This window comes from Hymenobacter sp. BRD67 (assembly GCF_013256425.1).
Classification (GTDB): Bacteria; Bacteroidota; Bacteroidia; order Cytophagales; family Hymenobacteraceae; genus Hymenobacter.
Genome location: NZ_CP053904.1, coordinates 1734410 through 1761140, shown reverse-complemented (window position 1 = coordinate 1761140; position 26731 = coordinate 1734410). Strand labels below are relative to the sequence as shown.

General features: G+C 61.1%; 25 protein-coding genes and 1 pseudogene. 10 read left to right on the top strand and 16 right to left on the bottom strand.

The features are described from left to right. Positions 1 to 37: 37 nt before the first annotated feature. Entirely contained in the window at positions 38 to 1060 is a 1023-nt protein-coding gene (locus GKZ67_RS08145; RefSeq protein ID WP_173241872.1) for a hypothetical protein, read from the top strand. Beyond that, complete coding sequence (locus tag GKZ67_RS08140; protein WP_173241871.1) at positions 1042 to 2070, top strand: M1 family aminopeptidase; 1029 nt, start codon at positions 1042 to 1044, stop codon at positions 2068 to 2070. The genes GKZ67_RS08145 and GKZ67_RS08140 overlap by 19 nt, the downstream gene beginning before the upstream one ends. A gap of 6 nt (positions 2071 to 2076) precedes the next feature. Here GKZ67_RS08140 and GKZ67_RS08135 read toward each other — a convergent pair whose 3' ends face one another. From GKZ67_RS08135 to GKZ67_RS08125, 3 genes are all read right to left on the bottom strand, one after another. Beyond that, entirely contained in the window at positions 2077 to 2712 is a 636-nt protein-coding gene (locus GKZ67_RS08135) for a hypothetical protein (RefSeq protein ID WP_173241870.1), read from the bottom strand. A gap of 155 nt (positions 2713 to 2867) precedes the next feature. Further along, positions 2868 to 3311, bottom strand: a complete 444-nt coding sequence (locus GKZ67_RS08130) for a DUF2147 domain-containing protein (protein WP_173241869.1) — start codon at positions 3309 to 3311, stop codon at positions 2868 to 2870. An 868-nt stretch (positions 3312 to 4179) separates the two neighbouring features. Then, positions 4180 to 5046, bottom strand: a complete 867-nt coding sequence (locus GKZ67_RS08125; protein ID WP_173241868.1) for a C40 family peptidase — start codon at positions 5044 to 5046, stop codon at positions 4180 to 4182. 155 nt (positions 5047 to 5201) lie between these two features. Between GKZ67_RS08125 and GKZ67_RS08120 the strand changes: the two are divergent. From GKZ67_RS08120 to GKZ67_RS08110, 3 genes and pseudogenes are all read left to right on the top strand, one after another. Further along, positions 5202 to 5794 (top strand): annotated as a pseudogene (locus GKZ67_RS08120) (hypothetical protein); the annotation flags it as partial. Then, positions 5786 to 7069, top strand: a complete 1284-nt coding sequence (locus GKZ67_RS08115) for a M61 family metallopeptidase (protein ID WP_410505063.1) — start codon at positions 5786 to 5788, stop codon at positions 7067 to 7069. The pseudogene GKZ67_RS08120 and the gene GKZ67_RS08115, both read left to right, overlap by 9 nt. Before the next feature lie 490 nt (positions 7070 to 7559). After that, entirely contained in the window at positions 7560 to 8636 is a 1077-nt protein-coding gene (locus tag GKZ67_RS08110; protein WP_173241865.1) for an acetamidase/formamidase family protein, read from the top strand. 122 nt (positions 8637 to 8758) lie between these two features. Here the strand turns inward: GKZ67_RS08110 and GKZ67_RS08105 are convergent, their stop codons facing one another. From GKZ67_RS08105 to GKZ67_RS08075, 7 genes are all read right to left on the bottom strand, one after another. Then, positions 8759 to 10711, bottom strand: coding sequence for a KUP/HAK/KT family potassium transporter (locus tag GKZ67_RS08105; protein WP_173241864.1), 1953 nt, complete (start codon positions 10709 to 10711; stop codon positions 8759 to 8761). A gap of 82 nt (positions 10712 to 10793) precedes the next feature. Beyond that, the gene (locus GKZ67_RS08100) at positions 10794 to 11432 is read right to left on the bottom strand and encodes a hypothetical protein (RefSeq protein ID WP_173241863.1); all 639 of its coding nucleotides are present in this window, start codon (positions 11430 to 11432) and stop codon (positions 10794 to 10796) included. A gap of 99 nt (positions 11433 to 11531) precedes the next feature. Next, on the bottom strand, positions 11532 to 12302 hold the full coding sequence (locus GKZ67_RS08095; protein WP_254245141.1) for an FKBP-type peptidyl-prolyl cis-trans isomerase: 771 nt from the start codon (positions 12300 to 12302) through the stop codon (positions 11532 to 11534). 21 nt (positions 12303 to 12323) lie between these two features. Then, positions 12324 to 12461: a hypothetical protein gene (locus GKZ67_RS08090; protein ID WP_173241862.1), complete on the bottom strand. Its 138-nt coding sequence runs from the start codon at positions 12459 to 12461 to the stop codon at positions 12324 to 12326. 236 nt (positions 12462 to 12697) lie between these two features. Then, positions 12698 to 13114 carry a YybH family protein gene (locus tag GKZ67_RS08085; protein ID WP_173241861.1) on the bottom strand — a complete coding sequence of 139 codons (417 nt, stop codon included), beginning with the start codon at positions 13112 to 13114 and terminating at the stop codon, positions 12698 to 12700. A 26-nt stretch (positions 13115 to 13140) separates the two neighbouring features. Continuing rightward, positions 13141 to 13902 carry a monofunctional biosynthetic peptidoglycan transglycosylase gene (gene mtgA / locus GKZ67_RS08080; RefSeq protein WP_254245140.1) on the bottom strand — a complete coding sequence of 254 codons (762 nt, stop codon included), beginning with the start codon at positions 13900 to 13902 and terminating at the stop codon, positions 13141 to 13143. A gap of 109 nt (positions 13903 to 14011) precedes the next feature. Continuing rightward, a complete protein-coding gene (locus GKZ67_RS08075) occupies positions 14012 to 15145 on the bottom strand; it encodes an App1 family protein (RefSeq protein ID WP_173241860.1) in 1134 nt (377 codons plus the stop codon). Between the two features lie 87 nt (positions 15146 to 15232). Here GKZ67_RS08075 and GKZ67_RS08070 point away from each other — a divergent pair, with 87 nt between their 5' ends. Then, on the top strand, positions 15233 to 16360 hold the full coding sequence (locus GKZ67_RS08070) for a DNA topoisomerase IB (protein WP_173241859.1): 1128 nt from the start codon (positions 15233 to 15235) through the stop codon (positions 16358 to 16360). An 80-nt stretch (positions 16361 to 16440) separates the two neighbouring features. On the opposite strand, the gene GKZ67_RS08065 is transcribed toward GKZ67_RS08070, so the two are convergent. After that, complete coding sequence (locus GKZ67_RS08065; protein WP_173241858.1) at positions 16441 to 17802, bottom strand: hypothetical protein; 1362 nt, start codon at positions 17800 to 17802, stop codon at positions 16441 to 16443. Positions 17803 to 18218: 416 nt separating this feature from the next. On the opposite strand from GKZ67_RS08065, the gene GKZ67_RS08060 reads away from it, so the two are divergent. Both GKZ67_RS08060 and GKZ67_RS08055 read left to right on the top strand, forming a co-directional pair. Next, positions 18219 to 19100, top strand: coding sequence for a hypothetical protein (locus GKZ67_RS08060; protein ID WP_173241857.1), 882 nt, complete (start codon positions 18219 to 18221; stop codon positions 19098 to 19100). Further along, on the top strand, positions 18998 to 19867 hold the full coding sequence (locus tag GKZ67_RS08055) for a hypothetical protein (protein ID WP_173241856.1): 870 nt from the start codon (positions 18998 to 19000) through the stop codon (positions 19865 to 19867). The genes GKZ67_RS08060 and GKZ67_RS08055 overlap by 103 nt, the downstream gene beginning before the upstream one ends. A 214-nt stretch (positions 19868 to 20081) precedes the next feature. Here GKZ67_RS08055 and GKZ67_RS08050 read toward each other — a convergent pair whose 3' ends face one another. Together GKZ67_RS08050 and GKZ67_RS08045 are read right to left on the bottom strand one after the other, a co-directional pair. Next, entirely contained in the window at positions 20082 to 20747 is a 666-nt protein-coding gene (locus GKZ67_RS08050; RefSeq protein WP_254245139.1) for a hypothetical protein, read from the bottom strand. 131 nt (positions 20748 to 20878) lie between these two features. Next, positions 20879 to 21391 carry a pyridoxamine 5'-phosphate oxidase family protein gene (locus tag GKZ67_RS08045; protein ID WP_173241855.1) on the bottom strand — a complete coding sequence of 171 codons (513 nt, stop codon included), beginning with the start codon at positions 21389 to 21391 and terminating at the stop codon, positions 20879 to 20881. Positions 21392 to 21523: 132 nt separating this feature from the next. Here GKZ67_RS08045 and GKZ67_RS08040 point away from each other — a divergent pair, with 132 nt between their 5' ends. After that, positions 21524 to 22117 (top strand): ACP phosphodiesterase, encoded by a 594-nt coding sequence (locus tag GKZ67_RS08040; protein WP_173241854.1) that lies wholly within the window; start codon positions 21524 to 21526, stop codon positions 22115 to 22117. 2 nt (positions 22118 to 22119) lie between these two features. Here the strand turns inward: GKZ67_RS08040 and GKZ67_RS08035 are convergent, their stop codons facing one another. The 3 genes from GKZ67_RS08035 to GKZ67_RS08025 all read right to left on the bottom strand — a co-directional run bounded on the left by GKZ67_RS08035 (position 22120) and on the right by GKZ67_RS08025 (position 25374). Continuing rightward, positions 22120 to 22401 carry a SemiSWEET family sugar transporter gene (locus tag GKZ67_RS08035; RefSeq protein WP_173241853.1) on the bottom strand — a complete coding sequence of 94 codons (282 nt, stop codon included), beginning with the start codon at positions 22399 to 22401 and terminating at the stop codon, positions 22120 to 22122. Positions 22402 to 22501: 100 nt separating this feature from the next. Beyond that, a complete protein-coding gene (locus GKZ67_RS08030) occupies positions 22502 to 23017 on the bottom strand; it encodes a peptidylprolyl isomerase (RefSeq protein ID WP_151088616.1) in 516 nt (171 codons plus the stop codon). 167 nt (positions 23018 to 23184) lie between these two features. Further along, entirely contained in the window at positions 23185 to 25374 is a 2190-nt protein-coding gene (locus GKZ67_RS08025) for a catalase (protein ID WP_173241852.1), read from the bottom strand. A 196-nt stretch (positions 25375 to 25570) separates the two neighbouring features. Between GKZ67_RS08025 and GKZ67_RS08020 the strand changes: the two genes are divergently transcribed. Then, positions 25571 to 26704: an SMP-30/gluconolactonase/LRE family protein gene (locus tag GKZ67_RS08020; RefSeq protein ID WP_173241851.1), complete on the top strand. Its 1134-nt coding sequence runs from the start codon at positions 25571 to 25573 to the stop codon at positions 26702 to 26704. Positions 26705 to 26731 lie beyond the last annotated feature (27 nt).

The following is a 26731-nucleotide window of genomic DNA, read 5'->3' as shown; positions in this document are numbered from 1 at the left end:
CCGGCGCAACGTTTAGAAGCTCGCAAACTATGTAAATATGCAAAAAATACTATTTTTTAGTCTGCTGGTAAGTTGGCTGGGGCCGCTGGCCGCCGGGCGGGCCGGTGCCCAGGCCCCAGTGGCCGGCTCCGACGCCGCCCAGGCTTGCCGGCAGGCGCGCCTGCGCCAGGGGCAGGGCCTGGCCGCCGTGGCGGGCGTATCGGTGCGCCACCGTCAAAAAATGGACCGCTACGATGTGAAGTGGTACAAGCTCGACCTGACGCTCGACAACACTTCGCGCAACATTGCCGGCTCGGCGCTGCTGCGCGTGCTGGTAGGGGCGCAGCCCCTCGATTCGCTGGCCTTTGAGCTGTACCAGGCCCCGGCGGGCTCGCCGCCCGGCACGGCAACGCTGGTTATCGACTCGGTGCTGGCCGGCGGCCAGCGCTCGCCGGGCGTGCTGCGCCAGGGGCAGGCGGCCACCGCCGCGCTGGCCCGGCCCGCCCCGGCCGGCAGCCTGCTCGATGCCCGCATCTATTACCACGGCACGGCACCCAACGGCAACACCAGCGCCATCGGCAATGCTTTCAATACGGCGACCATCAACGGAGGAAGCTACAACGTTACCTGGAGCTTGTCGGAGCCGTTTTCGGCTCACGAGTGGTTTCCCTGCAAGCAGGTGCTTACGGATAAAGCTGACTCATCGGCCGTGTCGGTCACGACTACGCTGCCCAACAAGGTGGGCTCCAATGGCGTGCTGCGCCGCACGGTGCCGCTGCCCGGCGGCCGTGTGCGCTACGAGTGGAGTACCCGCCATCCCATCGACTATTACCTGATTTCGGTGGCCGTGGCTCCCTACGTGGAGTACGTAACCTATGCCAGCCTGCCGGGAGGGCGCAGCATGCCGGTGGTGAGCTACCTCTACGACCAGCCCACAGTAGATGCCAATAAAACGGCGCTCGATGTGCTGCCGCACACCATTGAATACTTTTCGTCGCTGGTAGGTACTTACTACTTTGCTGATGAGAAGTACGGGCTCTCGTTTGCCCCATCGGGGGTGGCATGGAGCACCAGACCATGACCACGCAGAGCGAGATGGGGGACGATTTTACCCTGACGGCCCATGAGCTTTTCCACCAGTGGTTTGGCGACAACGTCACCTGCGCTTCCTGGGAAGACATCTGGCTCAACGAGGGCTTTGCCTCCTACGCCGAGTACCTGTACGAGCAGCAATACTACGACCCGCGCGGCTGGATGAACCAGGCGCACAGCTACGCCTATCGTAGCCTGCTCGGCAGCGTGCGCGTGCCCGACACTACCAATGTAAGTCGCATTTTCGACCACGACCTTACGTATAAGAAAGGGGCTTCCGTGATACACATGCTGCGCTACCTCTGCCACGACGATACCCGCTTCTTTCGGGTGCTGCGCACGTATCAGCAGCAGTTTAGCGGCCGCACGGCCCGCACCGCCGACCTGCAGCAGCTGTTTGAGGCCGAGCTAGGGCAGCCGCTCGACTACTTCTTCAACCAGTGGTACCGGGGCAATGGCTACCCCATTTTTACTGTGCGCTGGAATCAGGTCGGCCGGTCGCTTTTTCTGCAAGTGAATGAGGGCGCTACGGCCGGGGCCTCGCCCGGCTTTTTTCGTACGGAGGTAGACTATCAGCTTACCTTTCAGGACGGCAGCACCCGCCTCGTGCGCTTCAACCAGACGCAGGCCGGCCAGGGATTCGTGGCGCCCGTCGATAACATCGTGACCGATGTAGCGGTAGACCCCAACGGCTGGCTGCTGATGTACCCCGGCACCGTGCAGCACGACAATAGCCTGGTACTGGCTGCCCGCGCGACCGGCGTGCCCGAGCTTACCCTGTTTCCTAACCCGTGCCACGACGCCCTGACTATCAGCGGCCTGGCCTCGCCAGCCACGGTCGAAATCTGTGATGCGACGGGGCGCGCCGTTCTACGCCAGCCCGTGCAAGCTGCCCAGGCCGAAGTAGCTACCCAAGCCCTGGCCCCCGGCCTCTACCTGCTGCGCCTGCTCAGCCCCACGGGCGAACGGGTGGGGCAGGGAAAGTTTGTCAAACAATAGCAACGCCTAACTATAATATTCTTCTATTTTCTGCGCTATCGCCGCATCGGCGGCGGGCTCGTCAAGCACAGCCTGCAGCAGCGCGTCGAATGAGCCCGCCGATGTAAAGTGCAGCTCACGCACCGGATTGGTAATGAGGCGAATAAAGAGCGGCCGGTCGTTTACCCCCACTAAGTCGAGCGTGATAAGGCCATAGCGCTGGTTACAGCGCCCGCTTTCGGTGCAGTCGGTAGGGTTGGGCTTAAAAAGCTGCTTCACGGTAAGCTCGCGCAGCTGTTGGTGGCGACGCAGGCGGTGGTCATGGCAGGCGCGGTGATAGCCCAGGGCCGTTACCCGCTCGCCCAGCAGCTGGTAGAGGTGCTCAAAGTTGCCCGGCCCCATGGTGTGGTCGTAAAAAAACAGCGCCCCCTGGCGGCCCTCCTCGTGCAGCAGCTCTACACGCAGCCCGCGCCGGCTGCCAATGCCGCTTTTGCGCAGGTGGTACGCCTTAAAATACGGGCCCAGCCAGTTGCGGTACACCTGTTCCGCCACCCAGGCCGAATGGCGCCGGGCCTGCGCGGGCGTGGGTTCGCCGGCGGGCTCCCACCCGGCTACTGCCGCGCCATTGCGCCGCTGGAAAAGCTGTTGAATAAACTCTAGCACTGCTAAATTCGGGATAACCGCAACAGGGCAGAAACAGGTCCTGCGGCAAATAGTTTCAAACTAGGCCGCTGGCTGGCCGCGGCAAACGAGCAAAAAAAAGCGCCCCTTCTTCGCAGAAGAGACGCTGCCTGACGGGCTGCCGCCGCGGCTCCTGGCTACTTGACCCTGGTCCAGGTCTGCGACCGGCCAATGAGCGAGAAGCCAATGTAGCCTTTCACCTCCATCTGGTTGGCCGACTCCATCTTCATGTAACAGGAATAGGTTTTACCGCTTTCGGGGTCGTAAATTTTGCCATTGTCCCACTTGTTGCCATCGTCGTACACAAAGCCTTCCATAAATACCAGTCCCAGCTTGGGGCGGCTACGCAGCTTAGGGTCAGGGTTTGACACATCGAGCTTGGGCTTGCCGGTAGCCGGGTCGTTGGGAATAGTGAGGGTCACGATTTTGCCGCAGAGTTTATCGCCGCACTTATATATCTCAAAAGTGGCTTTCTTCTCGGCGTTGGTCCAGATACCCAGGGGCGAGAGGGTCTGGGCGCGGGCCGGCGCGCAGGCCGCGCCCAGCCACAGTGCCAGCAGGAGGAAGAGTGAGTTGCGCATCGTAAAGAACGTGAAGAAATACTGAAGGGTGGATTAGGGTGGAAAGCTACGGTAAAAATCGCGTTGAGCCAGCTATGGCAAGTATACAGCCAGATTTTTGAAAGCAGCTATGCTCGCCGGGGTCTGCCGCTGCCGGCACTTGCCGTCGGCACCGCAGGCTGGGGGCGAACAACAGCAGCCTGAGCGAAATTAATGCGCTTGACTTTCAGGTAGCTGCTAAAAATACTGGCCCCGCAGCCCTAAAATATCTGGGAAAACTTGGAACCTCCATCCCCGTAATTAACTTTAACACGCAGTAGCGAGTGCTACGGCCCCGTACAAGTGGCCCTAAGTTGCTGGGAAATGCGTTCGGGGTTATGTGGAACCATAAAGAAAGGAGGTACAAAATGTCTAGTAGTCCCAACCAAATCCTGCCGAGCCTGTCCAATGTAGTACGCCTCACCGCCGTACTCGCCTAAACACACAGCTCGGCGGAGGGCGCTGCAGTGTTGCGGCCCCCTTTCGTTGGACAGGTCTTACTGTGAGACGGCGGCGCTGTACCCCAGCGCTCTCGCTCGGTAAGATTTGAAGGATTAGATGCCCGGTTGGCCCGATGGCACGCGTAAGCGTTCCGCTGTGGGTTAGCCGGGCATCGTTTTTTTAGGCCGTGCCGGGCCGTGCTGCCCTGGTAAAAACAAGCTTTAGCTGCTTTTTAGCGCGGTTTCGGAGTCGCTGTACGGTGGCGCGGACTTTTAGTCCGCACGTTGCTATGCCGAGCACTCGCGGACTAAAAGTCCGCGCTACTTGACCAGCCTTATACTGATTCCGAAACCTCGCTAGGCTGAGCTATGTACAGTGGTACCACCAGTCGGGTGCAGACTTGCTACAGTTACTTTTTCACAAAATGGCGGAGCGTAGTACGTCGCCTGGCTGGTTTTTTAGCTGGCTTTGCTTTGACCGCTGAATGCCGGCCCGGCGCCTTTTTGCCGGTTGCGTTGACCCGATGTGCGCGCGAATGACCAGCGGCAATCCGATGCTGCACGGGCCGCAGCACCACCTTAGGCAGCGGAGTAGCTGGTACGGCCACCGCCCGGGCCGGCAGCGGGGAGAGCGGGACTACAGCCGTGGCGGGCCGGGCCGCAATGTATGCCGGCGCGGTGCGGGAGTTATTAATCCGATTGCCTACTGCTGCGCTAGCCGTACTGTTGTCGAGCACCCGGCGCACCTGCATAAACCGCTGCTCGTAGCCGCTGCCTTCTACCTGGCTTATTTTGACGCCCGATTCGCGCCGGGCCGACGAGGCGTGCACAAATCGCAGCGGGGTTTCGCCCGGTGCCGAAATAATGATGCCCGCGTGGCCGGGCGTGGTGCTGCCGGCCGCCGTACCTGTGAAAACGACGATATCGCCGGCCTGAGCCTGGGCGCGGGGTACTGGCCGGCCCACGTCGAGGAGCAGGGCCGTGGAGTGCGGCATATCCACCCCAAACCGGCCAAACACGAAGCGCACGAAGCCTGAGCAGTCGAAACCCGTAGCAGGGCTGGTACCCGCATACACGTAAGGCGTACCCAGCTGCCGGAGCGCAAAGCGCACCAGGCTATCGCGCTGGCTGGCCGCGACCGGCAAGTTTCCCGGCTGGCCGGCCGGCCGGACTGGGGCGTGCTCGGCTACCAGCAAGGCCGCCGAAGCAGGAGCCGGGCCAGGTGCAGCCGGCCGGCCGGCCGGCGGGTGCCGGTAGAAGCGCAGCCCCAGCAGCATTACCAGTAAGCAGCCAAAAATCAACCAGATACTACGCATTTTCAGATAACAGACCAGGAATTACGTGCGCTTAACGGCCACCTTGTGGAGCAGGTTAGCGCTGGCCAGGGAAAAGATTGGGTGGCCGGCCCGGTTTAAGCTCTTACTTTGTGGGCATGTTCGCATCAACTTCTGCCTTTTGCCGCCTGGCCGCCGTGGCCGGCCTGCTGGCGGCCGTGCCCGCCGCCGCCCAACCTAAAGTTAAACCCAGGTCAAAGCCCAGCCCGGCCGCCAGTGCCGCGCCAGCCAGTTCCGGCAGTCTGCGCTACACGCTGGCTATGCCGGCTCCGCAAACGCACTACTTTGAGGTGCGGATGGACTTGCAGGGTTTCGGCCAGGATTATACCGACCTCAAGATGCCGGTGTGGGCGCCGGGCTCGTACTTGGTGCGCGAGTTTGCGAAGCACGTCGAGCGCCTCAAGGCCCAAACGGCCGGGGGCAGCAACTGGCGGTGGAAAAGCTCGATAAGAATACCTGGCGGGTACACCACGCCGGGCAGGCTACTTTCCAGGTGAGCTATGGGGTGTACGCTTATGAAATCAGCGTGCGCACAAGCTTTATTGATGCCGACCACGGCTTTGCCCTGGGCAGCAGCATCTTTATGTACCCGGCTGCTAACAAGAATATGCCGAGCCAGGTAACGGTGCAGCCCGCCGCGGGCTGGGCCACCGTGAGCACCGCCCTGCGGCCGGTGCCCGGCATGCAGAAGTTCGTGTACCAGTCGGCCAGCTACGACGAGCTGGCCGACTCGCCCATCGAAATCGGCAACCAGAAGGTGTTGAGCTTCACGGCCAATAACACGCCGCACCAGATGGCCATGTACGGGCCGTTTACGCTACCCAATGAGGCGCAGTTTCTGGCCGATATGAAGAAGATTACCGAGGAAGCCCAGCGGGTGGTGGGCCAGAATCCCATCGACCATTACCTCTTCATTGTGCACCACCTCGAAGCCGGCGGCGGGGGCCTCGAGCACCTGTACTCGACTACGCTGGGCGCGCGCCCCGGCACCTACGGCAGCGAGGTGGGCTACAAGAATTTTCTGCGCCTGGTGGCCCACGAGTATTTCCACCTCTGGAACGTGAAGCGCATCCGGCCCGTGGCATTGGGGCCGTTTGACTACGACCACGAGAACTATACCCACATGCTGTGGGTAAGCGAAGGCCAAACCGAATATATGGCCAACCAGATAGCCCAGCGCGCTGGTTTCTGCACCGCCCAGCAGTACTACGACCAGCTGGCCCAGGTGCTGGGCGGCGTCGAAAATCAGCCCGGCAACAAGCTGCAGCCGGTAGCCATGTCGAGCTTCGATGCCTGGATTCGGGCCTACCGGCCCGATGAAAACTCGCGCAACTCCGAAATCAGCTACTACGACAAGGGCGAGATGGTAGGCATGATGCTCGATTTGATGATTGTTAAAGCCAGCAACGGCCAGAAGCACATCGACGACGTGTTCCGCCTGCTTTACGACAAGTACTACAAGGGCCTGAAGCGCGGCTTTACCGACCAGGAATACCAGGATGCCGTAGCTGAGGTGGCCGGTAAGCGCTTCGACGACTTCTTCCAGAACTACGTGTACGGGGCCCGTACCCTCGATTATGCCACCGCCCTCGGCTACGTGGGCCTGAGCTTTACGAGCGCGCCCGCCACTACCAACGGCAGCCTCGGGGCTGCTATTGCCAATCGTAACGGCCACTACATCGTAACTTCCGTGAAGCGCGATGGCACCGCCTGGAACGGCGGCCTCAACGTGAATGATGAGATTTTGCAGCTGAATGGCGCGGCTCCTACCGACGAAGCCGTGAAACAGGCGCTCTTCGCCTCGGCCCCCGGCACGGCCCTCAAACTACAAGCCAAACACGGGGCTATTACCCACGACCTAAGCCTGACGCTGCAGCCCGACCCCGACCGCACGTATCAGATTCAGCCCGCTGCCAATGCCACGCCCGACCAGCAGCGCCTGCTAGCCAAGTGGCTGGGTAAGTAGGAGAGCAGGTAACCTATCAGAACGCAGCCCGGCCGGTAGCCGGGGCTGCGTTTGTTTGTGGGCTATACTGGCTGGGTGGCACTGGCAGTACTGGCGTGAGTTTAGCACCACGTAACTTGTGACAATTTTTTGGGAGGCTGTGCCTCCCGTAGAATAAGATAGCCGAACGGCTCTAATGGTACCGTTCTGCCTTGCCACTGGCGCGGCAGTGGATGTACACCATCCACAAATAAACAGCCACGAGTTACGCAGCGCTAAACTCGCGCCAGATGAGGGGTAAGGCTCGCGCCGGATAGAGCTATAATTTTGGCGTGAAGCTGGAGGGGAGGGGTGAGCGTAGGGTATTCTATTATAGATACTTGCCTGATTCCAGGTGCCGAGCTCCGTTAGCAGTCTGCGGTTTCTACTGGCTTTTGGCCGTCAACTCTGGCGCTCTGGTGGCGTATCGTGCTTGGGCCCGATGGGCTAGTTAAGTAACTACCTGGATTCTATGAAAAAACCGTTTGTTAGTAAGCACTCGCTGCTATTGTCGCTGGGCGTGCTTGCCTGGGTGAGTTTTAGTGCTCGGAGCCCCCAGCGACCCTTACCTAAACCGAAGGCCGGCCCACCGGTTCACCAGTTGCTGGCAACGCCCCAGACCGTAACGTGGGGGTATTACGATGCTACTGCCCCGCCGCATCTGCGCATTAAGTCGGGCGAAGTAGTGCAGATGCAGACGCTGGTGGCCTGCACCCCCGCCCTGCTGGAAGAAGCGGGCCTGCCGCCTGCCCAGGTGCAGCCCGAGTTGCGCGCCATTACCCAGCAGGTTACGGATAAAGGGCCTGGCATCCACATTCTTACCGGCCCTATTTACGTGGAGGAGGCCATGCCGGGCGACGTACTGGAGGTGCGTATTCAGGATGTGAAATTAGCAGTGCCCTATGCGTATAATGCCTTTACTCCTGGCCACGGCGCACTCCCCGACGACTTTCCGTATGCGCGCATGCGCATTGTGCCGCTGGATTTAAAGCGTCAGATTGCCCAGTTTGAGCCTGGTGTTGAGGTGCCGCTACGGCCTTTCTTTGGCAGTATGGGAGTAGCCCCGCCCGATGTGTCGGGCCGTATCAGCTCGTACCCGCCCTGGATTCACGCGGGCAACATCGACAACAAGGAGCTGGTGGCCGGCACCACCCTGTTTATCCCGGTGCACGTACCGGGCGCGTTGTTTTCGGCGGGTGATGGGCACGCGGCACAGGGAGATGGCGAAGTTGACCTGAAGGCGCTGGAAACGTCGCTGGTGGGCACCTTTCAGTTCATCGTGCACAAGGGGCAGCACCTGAACTGGCCCCAGGCGGAAACTCCCACCGCTTACATCACCATGGGCTTCAACGAAGATTTGAACGAAGCCGTGAGCCTGGCTACGCGAAATATGATTGACTTTCTGGTGAGTGAAAAGCACCTCACCCGGGATGAGGCCTACATGTTGACCAGCGTAGCGGTAGACCTGCACGTGACTGAGCTGGTGGACGGCTCAAAAGGAGTACATGCCATCCTGCCGAAAAGTATTTTTACGACTACCCGGAAATAATGGCTTTCATGCGTAAATAGTTGGTTATCAAAGATAAATTCCATGTTGCAACAGCTTCGCCCGCCGGCCACCTTCGTAAAGGTACCCGGCGGGCGAACCGCATATACACCAAAGCCAACTCCTTACTTCACCCGCGTCAGCGCTACTTCGCGCACCGGGGCAATCACCAGTGGCACCTTTTCCATCTTCACCGACGAGGTATCGAGGCCGAAGTACTGGGCCTCGCCCGAAATAAACTGCTTGATGTAGAAGTAGGCCTGCATTACGAGCTTTTCCTGGGTCGGGAAGTCGTTTTCGATAGACAGGTATTTCTCCAGCACCACGAAGCGGAAGTCGCCCGTGACGTGCTGCTTGCTGAGCGAGGCGTAGCGCGAAGTGATATCCACTTCCTTGTTACGCACCAGGTCTTCGACCACCTTGCGGAAGAATAGGTTGATGCGCTGCTGCACCCGGAAGCCCAGCCGGAAGTTGATGCGAAACACGTCGTCGGGGGCCAGCTCGGTTACCTTATACTCCATGGTATAGGGCTCATCGGTGGTATCGACGTGGATAAACCAGTAGATATCCGCGCGCTTGGGGCGTTTCTGGAAGATAGAATAAATGATTTTCTGCTCAATCTCGCTGGCCCGCTCGGCCGAGGTCAAAAACACGAGGTGGGTGGCGTACTTCGAGATGGACTCGTCGTTGCTGAGCTGCTTGAGCGGCTCGATATAGGGCTCCATCTTCACGAAGTCGGTGAGGCGGCGCTTGATGTAAAAGGCTTTCAGCCAGACGTACATCACCGCCATCAGGGCCGAGCCGATAGCCAGCGACACCCAGCCGCCGTGCGGGAACTTGAGGAGGTTGGCTACCATAAACGAACCTTCGATGATGCCGTAGACCCCCACGAAAAGCGCCACCAGCGGGAAGGCTACCCGCTTGATTTTGCGTAGCCACACGGTTAGCAGCACGGTGGTCATGAGCATGGTAAGGGTAATAGCCAGGCCATAGGCCGCTTCCATGTTCGAACTTTCGCGGAAAAACAGCACCACGCCGATGCAGCCAATGAGCAGCAGCCGGTTCATGCTGGGCACGAAAAGCTGGCCCTTCACGTCGGTAGGGTAGTTGAGGCGCACTTTGGGCCACATGTTGAGGCGGATAGCCTCGGCTACCAGCGTAAATGAGCCGGTAATAAGTGCCTGCGAAGCGATGACGGCCGCCACTGTGGCCAGCCCGATACCGAAGAGCAGAAACCACGACGGCATAAGGGCATAAAATGGGTTCTGGCCGTTAAGCTGCTGGCCCTGGTGAGCAAGCAGCCATGCGCCCTGGCCCAGGTAGTTGAGTAGGAGGGCAATCTTCACAAAAGTCCAGCTGATGCGGATATTGCCTTTGCCGCAGTGGCCCAGGTCGGAGTAGAGTGCCTCAGCCCCGGTAGTACACAGAAATACCGAGCCCAGCAGCCAGAAGCCACTGGGATAATGCACCAGCAACTGGTAGGCATAGTAGGGGTTAATGGCCCGCAGAATGGTCGGATTATGCGCAATCCAGACGGTACCAAGTACGCCCAGCATCGTGAACCACAAAAACATAATCGGCCCGAAGGCTTTGCCAACTATCTGAGTGCCGAGGCTTTGCAGCAAGAATAGCCCCGCGATAATCCCCACCACGATAGGTACTGTCGGGATAGTCGGGTAAATCGCCCGTAGGCCCTCCACCGCCGATGCCACCGAGATGGGCGGCGTAATAACGCCATCGGCCAGCAGGGCCGAGCCGCCAATAATAGCCACCGCCGAGAGCCAGGCCCCACGCCGCCGCACCAGGGCGTAGAGCGAAAAAATACCCCCCTCGCCGTTATTATCGGCATTGAGGGTCAGCAGCACGTACTTGACGGTGGTCTGGAGGGTGAGCGTCCAGATAACGCACGAGATACCGCCGAGCACCAGCAGCGGGTCGATGAGGTCGGGTATGCGGCCGCTTTTGAGGATGGACGACATCACGTAGAGCGGCGACGTCCCGATATCGCCGTAGATAATACCCAGCGCGATAAGCAACCCTGCCCCGGAAATGGCGGTGTGCGAGTGTTTAGAACTCATTTGCTAATGAAGTAATTACTTGGTCAGGTAGCAGCAGGTAAGGCCAGCGGCGCAGTAAAAATAACAGAGCGGGCAACGGGCTTTACGCAGGCGCGTTGGGAATGGGTGGGTCGAGAAAGTGGGCGTCGGTAGCGGGCTCAGGCGCTTCGGCCGCTGTCCGCTCAGCTTCCAGGGCAGCCAGCAGGGCCGCGGTTTCGGCCGCCGCCTGGTCGTGGGCCCGGCTCACGCGGCGGTTTAGCTCACCCACCAGGCGCTGCCAGGTAGCTAGGTCGCCGGGTAAGGCAAAGTGCGCGACCTCGCGGCCCAGTAGCCAGAGTCGCAGCCGGTTGGTACCCCGGTGGCCGTAGAGCAGCATCAGGGCGGTAGCCAGCAGGCCAGCCATAGTGGGTAGCGTGTGCAGCCAGTTGTTTAAAAATAAGAGTAGAATAATGGTCAGGCCCAGCCCTCCCAGCAGGTACCACAGCAGCCAGCGCACCGGCTGCACCTCGGCTCGCTCCAGCTCGCGCAACCCAAAGGCCTGCCCCAGCACGGTAAGCGAAGTGGCCGTCAGCACCAGGCGGCCGTCGGGGCTTTGCACGGTCGGGGCCGGCGGCTCAGCGGCCGACGCGGGCAGGGGAGCCGCCGCTTCAGCTGCTGTTTCTGCCACCGGCCCGGCAGTGGCCGGTGGCAGAATAGCCGGTGTGGGTGCTGAGGTGATAGCCGGTACCGGGCTAACGGGCACGGCGGTGCTGCTTCGCACCCAGACCGGGGCGGAGGCCGCGGTCGAAGCCGTGCCCGGAAGCGTAGTAGACGCCGTCAGCGCCCCGGCCGACGCCTCGGCTCAGTTGTTTACTTTCAGCAGCTCGACGTCGAAAATCAGGGCCGAGTCGGGGCCGATGTCGCGCCCCGCGCCCCGCTTGCCGTAAGCCAGGTCGGAGGGAATGTAGAGCCGATACTTCGAGCCTTCAGGCATCAGCTGCAGGGCCTCGGTCCAGCCGGCGATGACGCCATTTACCGGAAACGTAGCCGGCTGGCCCCGCTGGTAGCTGCTGTCGAATACATTGCCATTGATGAGCGTGCCGTGGTAGTGCGTCGTTACCGACGAGCGCAGGGTGGGCTTTTTGCCCGTGCCCTCGGTTAATACTTCGTACTGCAGGCCGCTGGGCAGCGTCACGATGCCCGGCTTGGTCTTGTTTTCGGCAAGGAAGGCTTCGCCTTCGGCTTTGTTGCTCATGGAGTTAGGGTTTTGGGTGTTGTCGTCCGCGTCTTCTTCGTCCCCGCCTAGCTGCTCTTGCAGCTGCTGCATAGCGGTTTGCATCTGCTCCTGGGTAAGGCGGCTGGGCAGGCCCTGCAGGCCTTCCTTGAGGGCGGCGGCCAGGGTGTCGATGTCCAGCTCCAGGCCCTGCTGGGCGAAGTTACGGGCCAGGTCGCGGCCAATGATGTAGCTGACCTGCTGCTGATTGGTGTCGAGGGTCACGGGTAAAAGAGGGTAAAGCGGCCGGCTTACCAGAGCCGGCCCGGCGTGAAAAGTGGGTAACCGGGCCGCGAAGGTCGGCACGGCGGTGCGCTTCTTACGCAAAAAGCCCCGCAGGGGCGGGGCTTTGCAGCGCAAAAAAGTGGTAAACCCGCTCGGCTAGAGGTAGTAATGGTCTTCCTCGCCGCGCAGGTCGAAAGTCAGGCTAAGCTTGGCCAGCTGCGCACTCAGGTAACGGAGCGAGCCCAGGCTGCCCAATAGCAGCAGCAGCGAAGGCAGAGCAGTAGTTTTTTTCATGAGAACCGGGGCTAAGTAGTTGAATGGTGCGACAAAGATACGGCATACCCGAAAATATGTTAGGCGTGCCGAGTAAATAGTCGAGCTGAATTTACAGACCTACTTAACAGATAGGCGCTTGTGCAACCGGTAGGTGATATGGGGGAGCGCGCTGGGCCAGCTGTATGGTGTAAGCCGGATTAGGTTATAATATAATTAATTTTATATATTTTGCCGAACGAGTGCTTTGTCCTGGCTTAGCTGGTATGGTCGGCCACAATGACCCACTGGCCATTTAGCTTCCGGAAAATAAGCAGAAACTGGCCCTGCGCGTCGCCGGCCGCTACGCCGGGCCGGGCCAGGTGCCAGTGCCCGATTACCTGCGCCACCTCCGGGCCGAGCGGCGTAATGCGCAGCTGGCTGAAGTCGAGCTGCCCCATCTGCCGGGCGTCGGGGTAGCTGCGGCGGTAGTTGGTCAAGGTAGGCTGCCAGCCGTAGGTAAGGCCTTTTTTGCCGATAAAGACGAGCGAATCGGAATGCCAGTAGCCGGCCATAAAGCCGGGGATGTCGCCCCGGTTCCAGGCGGCCGTCTGGGCGGTGAGCACCTGGGCGATGGCCTGGCGCGGCGTGGGCGGCGCAGCCAGGGCGCAGCTAAGGGCGAGGAGGGTAAACATATAGAAAACTTACTATTCAATCCCGGCTACCGGTTCAGCAAGGTAGCTACGTAGGCGGTGCCGCCCAGCGCGCGCATGTTGTGCAGCACATGCAGCTGCTTGGCCCGCGCCTGCGGGCCTGGCTGGCCGGCCCGGAAGCGCAGCGGATTGGGCAGCACGCCGGCCAGCAGGGCCGCCTCGGGCGCGTTGAGGCTGCGGGCCGACTTGTGAAAGTAGCGCTGGCTGGCGGCTTCCACGCCGAAGGTGCAGTCGCCCATCTCGGCCACGCTCAAATACATTTCCATAATGCGGCGCTTGCTCCACAGCAGCTCGATAAGCACCGTGAAGTAAGCCTCGGCGGCCTTGCGCACGTAGGAGCGGCCCTGCCACAGAAACACATTTTTAGCCACCTGCTGCGAGATGGTGGAGCCGCCCCGCACGGGCTGGCCGCTGGCGCGGTGCCAGTTGTACTGCGCCGCCTTCCACATGCCATCGACGTCGAAGCCATGGTGAATGAGAAAGCGCTGGTCTTCGGAGGCCACTACGGCCAGCGGCACGCTGGGAGCCACTTCATCGAGCGAGGTGAAGTCGTAGTGCACGTGTCGCGGGTCGGGCTGAATGCCGTAGTAGCCCAGCCCGACCGGCGCGTGGGCGCGGCGGTCGAGCATAAGCCAGGTAGCCGGCGGGGCCATCCAGCGGTAAAGCAGCACCCAGGCCACGGTCAGCAAGAAAAGTGCGGTCAGGGCTTGCAGCCCCACCCGCACTACCGTGCGCCAGGGCGGCAGAATAGATTGGATAGCGTGCGCCACAGCGCAAAAGTAGAAGCCAGAACCCGGAAGGAGAAAGCAAAAGGCCGGCAGCCGGTTGAAAGCGCGGCAACCCACCGCGCGCCCGGCAGTCACGGGCCAACACTTCTTCTCATTCCGGGCTCTTCATGCCGGCCAGCGCCTCCGCCGTAATAAAGCCGTGCGCTGCCGCGTGCGTGGCGGCGGTGAGGTAGTCGGGCACCAGCAGCAGCTCGACGCCCGTATCGCGGCGCAAGGCGGCCGCAAGCGGGCCGATGTGCCTGGCCCGGGCCGGCACGCCCACGTCGCGGATATAGATAACCCGGATGCGGCCGGGGTACATGCGCACCACCTCGGCATAAATAGCGGGGTCCTGCTGCCCACTGTCGCCGAGCAGAATAAAAGGCAGGTTCGGGTAGGTGTCCAATACCTGGCTGATTTCCTTGAGCTTATGGCCGTGGTGCGGCGAGGCATCGGGGTTTTTTCCTTCCGAGCCGGGTGTGCGGCCGATGAGCGTTTCGCGCAGCAGCAGGGGGCCGGGCGGCACGCCCTGCAGGCGCAAAAAATCGTCGAGTACGTCGTAGAGGTTCCAGGGGGAGGAGCTGACGTAAAAGAAGGGGTTGTCGGGCCGGCCGCTCTGCCCGTACAGCAGGGCCTGGTAAAAAGCCGCCACGCCGCCCAGCGTCTCGTGTGAGTGGGCGTTGCGCAGCAGTACCGTGCGCAGCATGCGCAGGATATGGGTAGCCCGCGTGACGATAACCGTATCGTCGAGGTCAGAAATAACGCCAAATTCGGCCGTGGGTGGCGGAATGAGCACCTGGGCCACGCCCGCTACCTGGCCAAGCAGGCCCCGAAACCGGGTCGGCAGCTTCGTTAGCCGCACTGTTACCGGGTACCACAGGTATTCGACCGGGGCTGGCAGGGCGGGCGGGTCGAGGCTTAACGTAAAATAGCCGGTTGGACCCGTAACCACTGGCAAGTCAAGGTGCTGCGGTAGCGATATTACGACTTCAGCACCGGGTATCTCGCGGCTGTTGAAGCGCCGGTACATCGCCTGAAAATTGCGCCAGGGCGAGTCGGCATCGGTTTGGGGCGTGAGGCCGCGGTCGGCCAGCAGGCGCCCCTTCACATAAAAGCGGTGCGGCGTGCCGTAGCTGCGGTACACATCGAGGTGCAGGGGGCGCAATCGGCCCAGCCGGGCGGCCACGCGCGTCATGCCCGCATCGGTCCATTCGAAAGCATCCGCAAGCCACTGGCCTAAATTCATCTGGCAAACCTACGGCGAGGGAAGTGTTCGGGCCCCGTCGCCCTTCTCGCCCAACTTGCGTAGAACGCAGCGATAACCTGAGCTTTTATGTCTACTCCTCCCACCCAGTCAGCGCCGCCCCGTGCTAAAACCCGTAAAAAACATTTGCCGCCCCTGCCCGAGCTGGCTGCGCATGAGCTTTATAAAGACCCGGCCCGCCAGGCCGAGCTAGCCGGCCTGCGCTATGCCACCGATGCCGGCCCGGGCCTGCGGCGCACGACTGACGACGAAGGTAACTTTATCTATCTCAACGCGAAAGGCGAGCTAATAGTCGATAAAAAAATACTGGACCGCATCCGCAGCTTCGTGATTCCGCCGGCGTGGACCGATGTGTGGATTGCGCCCAGCGCTACCTGGCACCTGCAGGTGACGGGCCACGACGAGGCCGGCCGCAAGCAATACCGCTACCACCCCGCCTGGGATGCCGCCCGCTCGCTGACGAAGTTTTCGCGGCTGCTGGCTTTTGGCCAGAAGCTAGGCGAGTTGCGCCGGCAGCTGCGCAAAGACCTGGCCCGGCCGGGGCTCGACCGCGATAAAGTAGTGGCGCTGGCGCTTCTGCTCATGGACCAGTCGTTTATACGGGTTGGTAATGAGGAGTATGCCAAGAAAAACAAGAGCTATGGCCTCACCACGCTGCTCGACAAGCACGCCACGATTGAGGGCGCCGACGTGCGCTTTTCATTCGTGGGCAAAAAAGGAGTGGCGCATGATGTGACGATTCACGACCGCAAGCTGGCGCAGCTGGTGCGCAAGTGCAAGGAGATTCCGGGCCAGCATCTGTTTCAATTCTACGGAGCCGATGGCCAGCGCCACCCGCTGGAGTCGGGCCACGTAAACGATTACTTGCATCGGTACACCGGAATTGCCCTGTCGGCCAAGGACTTTCGCACCTGGGGCGGTACCGTGAAAATGGTTGAGTGTCTGGAAAGCGTACTGAACAGCGACACGGAGCTGGCCCCCGACAAAGCCATTCGGCAGGCTACCAAAGAAGTAGCCGCCAACCTGGGCAATACGCCCACAGTATGCTCAAAATACTATATTCATCCGCAGGTAACCGAGCTGTTTAAGTCGGGCCGGCTCATCGAGTACCTGCGCCGCCACGATGCCGACCCGCACGACCGCGACGAGCTATCGCCCACCGAGCACCTGGTGCTGGAAATGCTGGCGGAGGTGTAGTTTAATGGTTAATTTTCTGCTGGTTAATTCTCTTCCACCTATCAGTCGGTATTAGCCAATAGAAAATTAACCATTAAAAATTATTCATCCTTGAGCCGGTCGTAGTTTTCGAAGCGCTCCTTTTTCTTCGTGGGCTCAGGTTTGTTGAGCGTCCCGTTCGAGTCGGGCTCGTAGCGCAGGCGGCGGCGGGAAGTGGCGTGCTGCACGTCCTGGCCCGCTCCGGCGTGGATAACGATTTTCAGGCCGTGGCCACTCAGCTCGAAGCGGTCATTGCCGCCCAATCCTTCCAGCGTCAGGCGCTTGGTTTCGCGGGAGTAAAATGTGCGCTGGTAGAACAGCGAGTCGGACCCCATGCCAGCATTATACACGCGCACGGTGGTGGAGTCGGGGGTGCGGGCCACCACAAAGTGGTCGGGCTGCTCGGTGCCGGCCACCACGGGGCGCCGGGCCTTCAGCTCGTAGTATTTTGTGGCAACGCCGGGCAGGTTATCGCGGCGGGCCTGCAGGTCGCGCAGTAGGCGCGGGCCTTCGAGCTGATACACGGCCGGGGGCAGGCAGCGCACTGCGCGCGCCAGGGTAGAGTCGGGCAGCTGGGCTTGTACGTAGCGGGCTCCTGCCATGAAATCGCGGCGGCTGAGCAGGTTAAGTGCCCGCTGGTCGACGTAGCGGCCCTGGCCGGTGAGGGCCGGAATATCGTGGAATTTGCGCTTAAAGGTCACGAAGTGCCGCACGGCGAACTTGCGCGTCATTGCCCAGGGCACTAAGCCATCCGAAATCCTGAAAAATGCCTGGTCACGGTCTTTGGGTACGGGGGCAAACAGCTTGCCGCCGGGCCGGGCGGGGTCGGGCATTTCGGCCCACTGCCACTGGCCGGCGTGGCGGTCCCAGTCGCCGATAAGCACATCGAGCAGGCGGGCCCTCAGCAGGGCTGGCTGGTCGGGGCGGTTGCGCGGGTCGGCGTACAGCAGCTTGCGCATATGCTCATCGTCGACAAATTTTCGCGCCTGCGGCACCAGGGGTGAGCGCACTTTTTCCCCATCGTATTTTTCTTCGAGCAAGGCCAGCTTGCCCCGCAGGCGCTCGTTGGCCTGCGCCGAGCCCAGGTCGGCGGCATCGGCAGGCACATAAAAGATGCGCGGGTGGGAGTGCGGCACCCCCAGTGCCTGGGCCAGGGGTGCTACCACCAGCGCCCCGTAGGGGTTGCCGGCCGAGGTACAGTCGCGTATAAAATTGGCGGTGAAGAGCTTCTGTAAAAAAGTGGGTAAAATATGGGACGGGTCTTTGTCGAGCGAGCGCAGCACGTAGGGCCGGTCATCGGCTCCGTGCAGCGTAAGGCTGGTGCTCTGCAAGCCGCCTCCCAGCTTGGTGGGGGTAAGCGGCCCCGCCGCCGGCTCGGCCGTGGCCAGGCGCAGCACGGGTACGCGCACCGGCGCGGCCCACACTGCCCGGTGGTGGGGCCAAGCAGCAGTCCGTAGAGCCAGCCGTGCTGGTTGTATTGGCGGCCAGCCGTGGCCCACACACTATCGGCCGACGGCGGCCGGCCGGCCGGGGTGGTAGCGGGCAGCCGGGCGTCGGGCTGGTAAAAATTGCGGCGCGCGCAGCCCGTAGTCAGGCCCAGCGTCAAGCCACCGGATAATAACAAAAAGGTAATGGAGCGCAAGATGAGCCAGGATAACGGGTGTGCGGCAGCCGCTGCTTCCCAGCCGCCTATAACGTAGCTGAACAGGAAAAGATAAGCCGCGCTTAGCTGCTGCTACCGACAACCCGTGGCCCGGCTCGTACGCTATACGGGCAACTTTAGGGTGCGTGCGCTGTTCGAGTACCAATGATTAGCAATTAAGTACCAGAAGCCGTTGTTGTGCAGGTGTTTGGAAGTAAGCCACAGGTAAAGCTAAGAAAGAGCGGCTGGGTAGTATTACTGGTAAGCGGGCTGCTGGCGGGCTGCGGGGCCCCCACGCCGCCCGCCGCCCGCGAGGTAGGTCCGGTTTTTAATGCCGATTCGAGCGTGGTGCGGGTGGCGGCCGGGGCGCACTATGCCCGGCGCGGCTGGTGGTGGCAGCACCTGTGGGGCCGGCACTACCGCCAGCTGTGGGCAATGCCGGTGAGCGCGCCGGTGCTGCGGCTGGGCCGCGCCGGCCTGCTGCCCCTGGGCAGCGGCGGCAGCTTCCAGACCAATACGCTGCACCTGCGCACGCCCGACGGCCGCTTACTCGTGCTGCGCTCGGTTGATAAAGACCTGAGCCGTAGTATATCTGCTGCCGGGCTCGACTGGCTTATTGGCCCCGTGCTGCGCGACCAGACCTGCGCCGCGCCACCCTACGGAGCCTACGTGGCCGCCCGGCTCGCCCAGGCCGGCGGCATCTATCATACCAATCCGCGCCTGGTGTACCTTCTGCCCGATTCCACTCTTGGCAGTTGGGTCCGGCAGTTTCGCCCGGCCCTTTATCTGCTCGAAGAGCGCCCCAGCCACAACCAGCGCCCGGCACCCGGCTTCGGGGCCGCGCAGCGCATCATCGGCTCTGAGGCAATGCTGGCCGAGGCCCTGCACTCGCCGCAGGCCAGCCTGAAACCCACGGCCTACCTGCGGGCTCGGCTGCTCGATTTGCTGCTGGGCGACTGGAGCCGCCGCGCCGACCAGTGGCGCTGGGCGGCGCTTTCGGGGCGGGTGGGCGCACGGAGTTCCGGCCTGTTCCGCGCGACCGCGACCAGGCGTTTTTTCGGTTTGATGATGGCTGGCTGACGCGCCTTATCTCGTGGGTGCGCCCTCGCTACCAGACGTTTAATCCGAATTTGCTGCCGGCCGATGTGGCGCCGCTTACTATCACGGCGCGGGCCCTCGACCACACGGCCCTGGCGCTGCTGCCCGAACAGGCCTTCGTGGCCGAAGCCGACTCGTTGCGCCGGCTCCTGACCAATGAGGTGCTTGCCCAGGCCATGCAGGCCACCCCGCCCGAAGTGCGGGCGCGCATGACGCAGGAACTGCTGCCCGCCCTGCGCGCCCGCCGCGACGCTTTGCCCGCCGTGGCCCGGCGCTACTTCGAGGTGTTGCAGCAGGCAGCAGTTGTCACTGGCACCGACGCCCCCGAGCGGTTTGAGCTGCTGGCCGAAGGCCCCGGCCGCCTGCAACTGCGCGTATTTGCACGGAGCCCCACCCGGCCCGACAGCCTGCTCGGCGAGCAGCACTACGACGTGCGGCGCACTACGCGCCTGTCTGTCTACGGCTTAGGAGGCAAAGATGAGTTTAACCTGCGCGGGCGCCTGGCCCCCGGCTTTGCCGTGCATCTGTACGGGGGAGCGGGCCGCAATGTGTTTTTGCAGGAAGATATCCTGGTGCCCAACGCGGATGGAATCAGCGTTTATCCCGGCCCCGACGACCTCGTGCAGGTAGGCCACACCGTGCGGGTGCTGCCCGCCCCGGCGGTGGCAGCACCCGGCACCGCCGCCGAGTGGCTAGGCAGCCAGTATCGCCTGCGCCTGGGTAATAGGGTAGAAAGTAGAGGGGAGTAATACGCCAACCTTACCGCTGCCGGCCACGATACGCCTGCTGTTCAATTGTAGAGTTGCGAGAAAGGAAATAGGCCTCTACGAGTTGATAAAGTAAAAAATAGTAAGCGTTTGCAATTCAGTTATTTATATAAGGGGAATAGGCTTTTGCGTTAAGTCTATGCGCATTAATAAATAGGTTGCAAAGGATTCTCCCCATCTATAGTGCCGTAACTGGTTAGCACCCGAAAACGGGCGAATAGCTCCTCCCTATACCAGCCTTCGCGGCGCGTGAGCTGAATAACCTCGCGGTGGTGCGCATTGCGGTAGGCGTACTGCTGCATGGCCGCCGCCGACTCCCAGACGCTGAAGGTGGCCTGGCGCACCAGCGGCAGCTCGCCCAGCCCGATTGCCAGCCGCAGGCCTTCGGCCCGGCCAGCGCCCGGCTCGTGGGCTCGACGTAGCGCCAGAAGCGCGGGGCCCGCCGCAGCCGGATGCTGGCCCGCGTAAGCACGGCCACCGGCTTCTTAGCCTCGGCCCGGCCTGGCGCTGGTGCTGGTGCGTAGTCAAATGGGTTGAGGCCGTCCCAGGTGCCGTGGGCTTGCAGGGGAGCCAGCTCAACGGTCCATATTTCCGCGCTGTGTTGCGCGTAGGCGGCCCACACCGGGTGGCCAGCAAAGAAAGCGGCGGCGGCGTCGGCCTGCTGCCAGGTGGCCAGCAGGCCGTAGCGGCGCAGGTTGGGCCAGAAGCCAAACCCATTGGCCGCTCCGCTGCCCAGCAGCTGAAAAAAGCGCAGGCCCGCTACCTGCTGCAGATGGCGCGGTGCCGTGGCCATTTGGGCCAGCGCCCAGCGGGCCACGCCGGCTCCGGGCCGGAGCGTAAAAAGCGTAAGCGTAGTCAACATAAATAGGATAACAGGCAGCCACAAAAAAGGCTGGAATTGCTTCCAGCCTTTTACTTAAAAAACCCGCCAGAAGGCACTTATTCGAGCAAAGCTGACTGGCTAAAATTTGCTTTAAGGCAGCTTTCCGGAAGCTAGCGCTTTACCTGGGCGTGCTCGTTTACGTCGTCATCTTTGCTGCGCTCGCCGGTTACCACAGCGCGGGCGTAGGCGTAGGCCTGCACAAGCAGGCTGCTGGGCGAGTCCCAATATTCAGCTTTATCTATATCAACCTGGAGAATCATAATATTAGGGTCGTCTTTGCCCTTGGGAAACCAGCCGCGCATGGGCTCGGTCCACAGCTCGGCAATCTTGGCCTCGTCGCGGTAGGCGCTGGCCCGGCCCGAAATCGACGCGTAGGTATTGGCGCTGGGGTCCGAATAGCTCAGGTTTACCTGGTTGTCTTTTTTAACCTCGTATACCTTCGCCGACTCCTTATCGGTGAAGAAAAGCAGCGAGCCATCGGCCTCGGGCTTGATGGTAGCCATGGGGCGGCTGTGCAAGGTGTGGTGCTCGTCGAAGGTGGTAAGCATGGCGATGCGCACATCCTTGATTTTTTCAAAAAGCTTCTTGAGGTCGTGGGTGACCGGCGTTTTCTTATCGGACATGGGGAAAAGGAAATGAGGAGGAAACTACAACCGGCCGGCGGCCCGTTGTGGAGCTAGCTTACGGCCGAACCCGCTTCTGGTTTCCCGGTTAGGATAAGCACGCGGCCGGCGGCCGCTCTTTTGCCTTTGCTTATGAATTTTCTGGCGCATCTCTTCCTGGCCGGCTCGCCCGCCGCCCCGGCCTACGCCGACGAGTTGGTGGGGCAGTTTATCGCCGATTCGGTGCCCGGCCGCCAGCTGGAGCGCTACCCGGCCGCCGTGCAGGCCGGCATTCGGGCGCACCGTGCCATCGATGCCTTTACCGACCAGCACCCCGTGGTGCGGCGCGGCACCGCCCGTTTGCGCCTGGCCGGCCTGGGCAAGTACGCCGGCGTTGTGTCGGATGTGTTTATGGACCACTTTCTGGCGCGCAGCTTCACCAGCTTTTCGGCCGAAAGCCTGCCCGACTTCTCGCAGCGCGTGTATGCGCTGCTGGAAACGCGGCTACCGGAGTTCCCGGCCCCGGTGCAGCGCTTTTTTCCGTACATGGTACAGCACAACTGGCTGCTGCACTATGCCGAAACGGCGGGTATTGGCCGGGCCTTACAGGGCCTGAGCCGCCGGGCGTCGCCCGGCTCGGGCATGGACACGGCCACCGGGGAGCTGAACCAGCACTACGCCGACTATGCGGCCGATTTTCGGGAGTTTTTTCCGCAGCTGCAAGCCTACGCAGCCGGGTTGGCGTAGTGCTACCTTACGGCGCGCCGCACGTCAGCGGGCTTGGCAGTCAGCTTGATATACAGGATGATGGTGGCCAGGCCGCCCGAAATGAGGTTGGTCATCAAAATCGGGATATCGTGGATAAGCACCGCGTAGGTGCCCCAAAGGCAGGTTCCCACAAACAGCATCAGGAAAGTAGGCAGCGAGAGCGCACTCGTATCGCGGGTTTTAATGGTTTGGTAAGCCTGCGGCACGTAGGCCACGGTAGTAAGCAAAGCAGCTACGCTGCCAACGAGGGTAACAATCGTCATAGGCGACGAAAGTACGCTTAAAATCACTCATCTATACCTAAAACAGGAGCAGCTTGCACCTGGCAGGCCGCTCCTGTTTTGCTTCCGGTTTTTACTTCTTTTAGTGCTGGTGCCCGCCTTCGCCGTGCACGTGGCCGTGGGCCAGCTCTTCGGCGGTGGCAGCCCGCACATCCTGAACTTTGCCATCGAAGTGCATGACCATGCCGGCCAGCGGGTGGTTGAAGTCCATGGTTACCTGCTCGTCGCCGATTTCAACTACCTTGGCTTGCATGTGGTGGCCCTCGTTGTCGGCCATGGGCAGGTAGTTGCCCACTTGCAGCATCTGGTCGTCGAGCTTGCCGTCGATTTCAAATACCTGCTTCGGAATTTCTACTACGGCCTGCTGGTCGTAGTCGCCATACGCCTGCTCGGGCGTGAGCGAGAAGGAAAAAGAGTCGCCAGCACTTTTGCCATCTAGCTGACGCTCAAACTCTTCGGGCAGGCCGCTGTGGCCAAACAGGAATACCATCGGCTCATCGGCCTCGGCTTGCTCAACCAGTACTTTCTGTTGGTTTTCGTCGGTTACGGAGAGGTCGTAGGTTAGGGTTACGACGGAGTTCTGGGCAATGGCGGCCATAAAAGGGGTGGGTTAAGGGGGACGCAAAGGTAGGGCAGCAGCTTGCTCCCGGCCTAAAAACAGGCCACTACCGGCGCTGCTACCATTTTTTACCCGAACCGGCTAAAAAATTCCCCCGCCTCACTCAACGTGAAACGGGGGAGGCTGGTTATTTACGGCCCGGCAGTTTATGCGGGCATAGCCTTCAGCTCACGGTTCCAGAAGCGGTGCCGGGCAATAGCCTGGCTGAATTGCTTCGCCAGCTCGGCCACCTTGGTGTCGGTACTGGTAACAACGCCCTCGGCCCCAATAATGTCGGTTGCGCCGGGGTAAGCAGCGGCCTTCAGCAGCTCCACGCCCTCGGCTGAGGCCGCGATGGGCTTGCAGTGGCGGTAAGCTTCGTTGACGAAGCGCACGGCGTCGGCATCCTGCTTTATAGTATTTACGCTATGTTCGCCGCCGGCCACGTATACGGCATCGTAGAGGGCGGAAGAGGTGTCCTGAAACGTCCAGTTTACCAGCAGGCTCTGGCCGTCTTTGCCTTTCAGCGAGCCCTGGTGGGTGGCAATGATGTGCGTTTGCGCGCCGCCATCCATCAGCGACTTCATCAGCTCCGCGATGGCCGCCACATCGGCCCCGTCGGTGGCCAGAATGGCAATCTGCCGGGTTTTAATGCTGCCCTTGCCCGCGTTTATTTTGCTGTCGGGAGCCATGCTCAGGGCAGGGGAAGAGGCTTTAGCGTCTTTCACCGTGCTCGACTGGTAGTCAGCGGCTTTGCCATCGGCGGGCACTTGCAGGTTGAGCTGCACGCCTTTGGCCGAGGGTACTTCCATGCCCAGCCCTTGGGCTACGCGGCTGGCCAGCTCGGCCGCCACCTGCGCCAGCTGCATGAGCGTGCGGCTGCGTACTTCCAGCTTCTGCACGTGGCCCAGCTCGAAGCGCAGGGCCTTGACAATGTGCGCTTTCTCCACCTCAGTCTGGCTGTTCCAGAACAAGCGGGCCTGGCTATAGTGGTCCACAAAGCTTTTGCTGCGCAGCCGAATCTTGTGGCCTTCCACGCGCTCGGGGTAGCTTACGAAGCCGCCCTCGCTCTGCTTGGCCTGCTTGGGAAAGTTGTCATTCAGCAGGTTAGGGCCGTAGCTTACCTGGCCCTTGTTGATAGTCTGGCGCATGTGGCCGTCGCGCTGCCCGTTGTGAACGGGAGCCAGCGAGCGGTTAATCGGAATCTCGTGAAAATTGGGTCCGCCCAGGCGCTTGAGCTGGGTATCGGTGTACGAAAATAAGCGGCCCTGCAACAGCGGGTCGTTGCTGAAGTCGATGCCCGGCACCACGTGGCCGAGGTGAAAAGCCACCTGCTCGGTTTCGGCAAAGTAGTTGTCCACGTTGCGGTTAAGCACCATCTTGCCGATAAGCTGCACCGGCACCAGCTCTTCGGGAATAAGCTTGGTGGCATCCAGAATATCGAAGCCAAACTTAAGCTCGTCTTCCTCTTCCACCACCTGCACACCGAGCTCCCACTCCGGGTAGGCGCCGCCTTCGATGTTGTTCCAGAGGTCGCGACGGTGAAAATCAGGGTCTTTGCCCGAAATCTGCTGCGCTTCTTCCCAGGCCACGGCGTGGGTGCCCAGCACCGGCTTCCAGTGAAATTTTACGAAGCGGCTCTTACCCTCGGCGTTCACCAGGCGAAAAGTGTGCACGCCAAAGCCTTCCATCATGCGCAGGCTGCGGGGCAGGGCGCGGTCCGACATCACCCAGAGCAGCATATGAGTGCTTTCGGGGTTGATGGAGATAAAGTCGTAAAACGTATCGTGAGCCGAGGCCGCCTGCGGAATCTCGTTGTGCGGCTCTGGCTTTACGGCGTGCACAAAATCGGGAAACTTAATGGCATCCTGAATAAAAAACACCGGGATATTATTACCCACGAGGTCAAAAACACCTTCCTCGGTATAAAACTTTACGGCGAAGCCGCGCACATCACGGGCCAAATCGGAGGAGCCGCGCGAGCCGGCTACCGTGGAAAAGCGCGTGAACAGAGGCGTCACAGCGCCGGGCTGCAAAAAGGCGGCGCGGGTGAGGTGGGTGGCGTTGCCGTAGGCCTCAAAATAGCCGTGGGCTGCCACGCCGCGGGCATGTACCACGCGCTCGGGAATGCGCTCGTGGTCGAAGTGGGTCATCTTTTCGCGGTAGATGAAGTCTTCGAGCAGCGAGGGGCCGCGCTCGCCAGCCTTGAGCTGGTTCTGGTCGTCGTTGACCCGCAGACCCTGGTTGGTGGTCAGAAACTGGCCGTAGCTCTCTTCGCGGTTCTGAGCCAGCTCGTCGGTTTTGGGGTTGCCAACTACGTCTTCGTGCGTTTGCTTGGCGATGGGTTTGGTGGGCATGGAAAAGGAAATGACAGGATAAAATTAAGTGCTCCCGTAAACGTGCTGACGGCGCTAAAGTTGACCTTCTTGCAAACCGGATACCCTTTAAAAAGCATATGGTTGAGGTAATTGTGGCAGCATCGGGCAGCTATAACCTCGGCTTGGCGCCGCGCGTAAAGCAGGTAGCTTACCTCTTAATTTCCTTTTCCTTACCATGCGTAACTCTTTGCGTTGCCTGCAGGCCGCCCTGCTGGCGAGCGGCAGCCTGCTGACCGCCTGCGGTCCCCAGCAGTCGACCGAAAAAAAAGCCGTAGCTGCGGCCACTGATAAGTCGGCCGAGCTGGCCGATACGGCCACGCAGGGCGCCAAGCCGCGCCTGTTGGCTACTTTCCCCGACTCGCTCAATACCCCTGATGGTCTGGCGCTGGCGCCCGACGGACGGGTGTTTCTGTCCATTCCGAATATGGCCGATAATAAATATCCCGCCCGCATCGTGGAGCTGACAGACAGTGGCTACAAGCCTTTCATCAGTCACCTGCCCGTGGAGCCGACCACCAAAAAGGCTACGCCCATGGACTTAGCTATTGGCCCCGATGGTAACTTATACTACGCTGAAAACCAATACGAGAATAGCAAGGACTTTAAGTCGCGCCTGATGCGGGTGCGCATGAGTGGCGGCAAGCCCGGCGCCATCGAAACGGTAGTCGATAACTTTGCCCTGGCCAATGGCGTGGTGTGGAAAGGTAATACGCTCTATGTTACGGACAGCCAATGGGATATGCCCGACAACGATAAGGGCAGCGCTATTTTATACTTTACCCTGGACCAGCTCAATCACGGGCCCATTCACCTCAAGCCCAAAACGAAAGACCCGCACGTACTGGCTATGTTCACGACAGCCGTTAATGAAACCGGCGTGGATAACGGGGCCGACGGCATCGACTACGACAGCCAGGGCCGCATTTACACGGGCTCGTTTGGCGATGGTAATTTCTACCGCGTCACTCTTAAGCCCGACGGAAGCTACGACAAGCAGGAGCTGGTGCCCGTGGCCGGCCCCAAAATCCCGTGCATTGATGGCTTCGTCATCGACCGGGCCACCGACAAAGCCTACATCACCAGCGCCCGCCTCAACTCCATCGACGTAGTTGACCTCAAAACCAATGCCCACACCATTCTGGCGCGCAACGGCGATACCAACGGGGCCGGCGGCCGGCTCGACCAGCCCGCCGAGGTGCTGCTCAAGGGCAGGCAGCTACTCATTTCCAACTACGATAATCCTAACAAGCACTTCGTGAATACCAAGTCGGATGCTCCGCACACCGAGTCGATAATTGACCTGAAGTAGCAGGGCTAGGGTGCTACAAAAAGGACG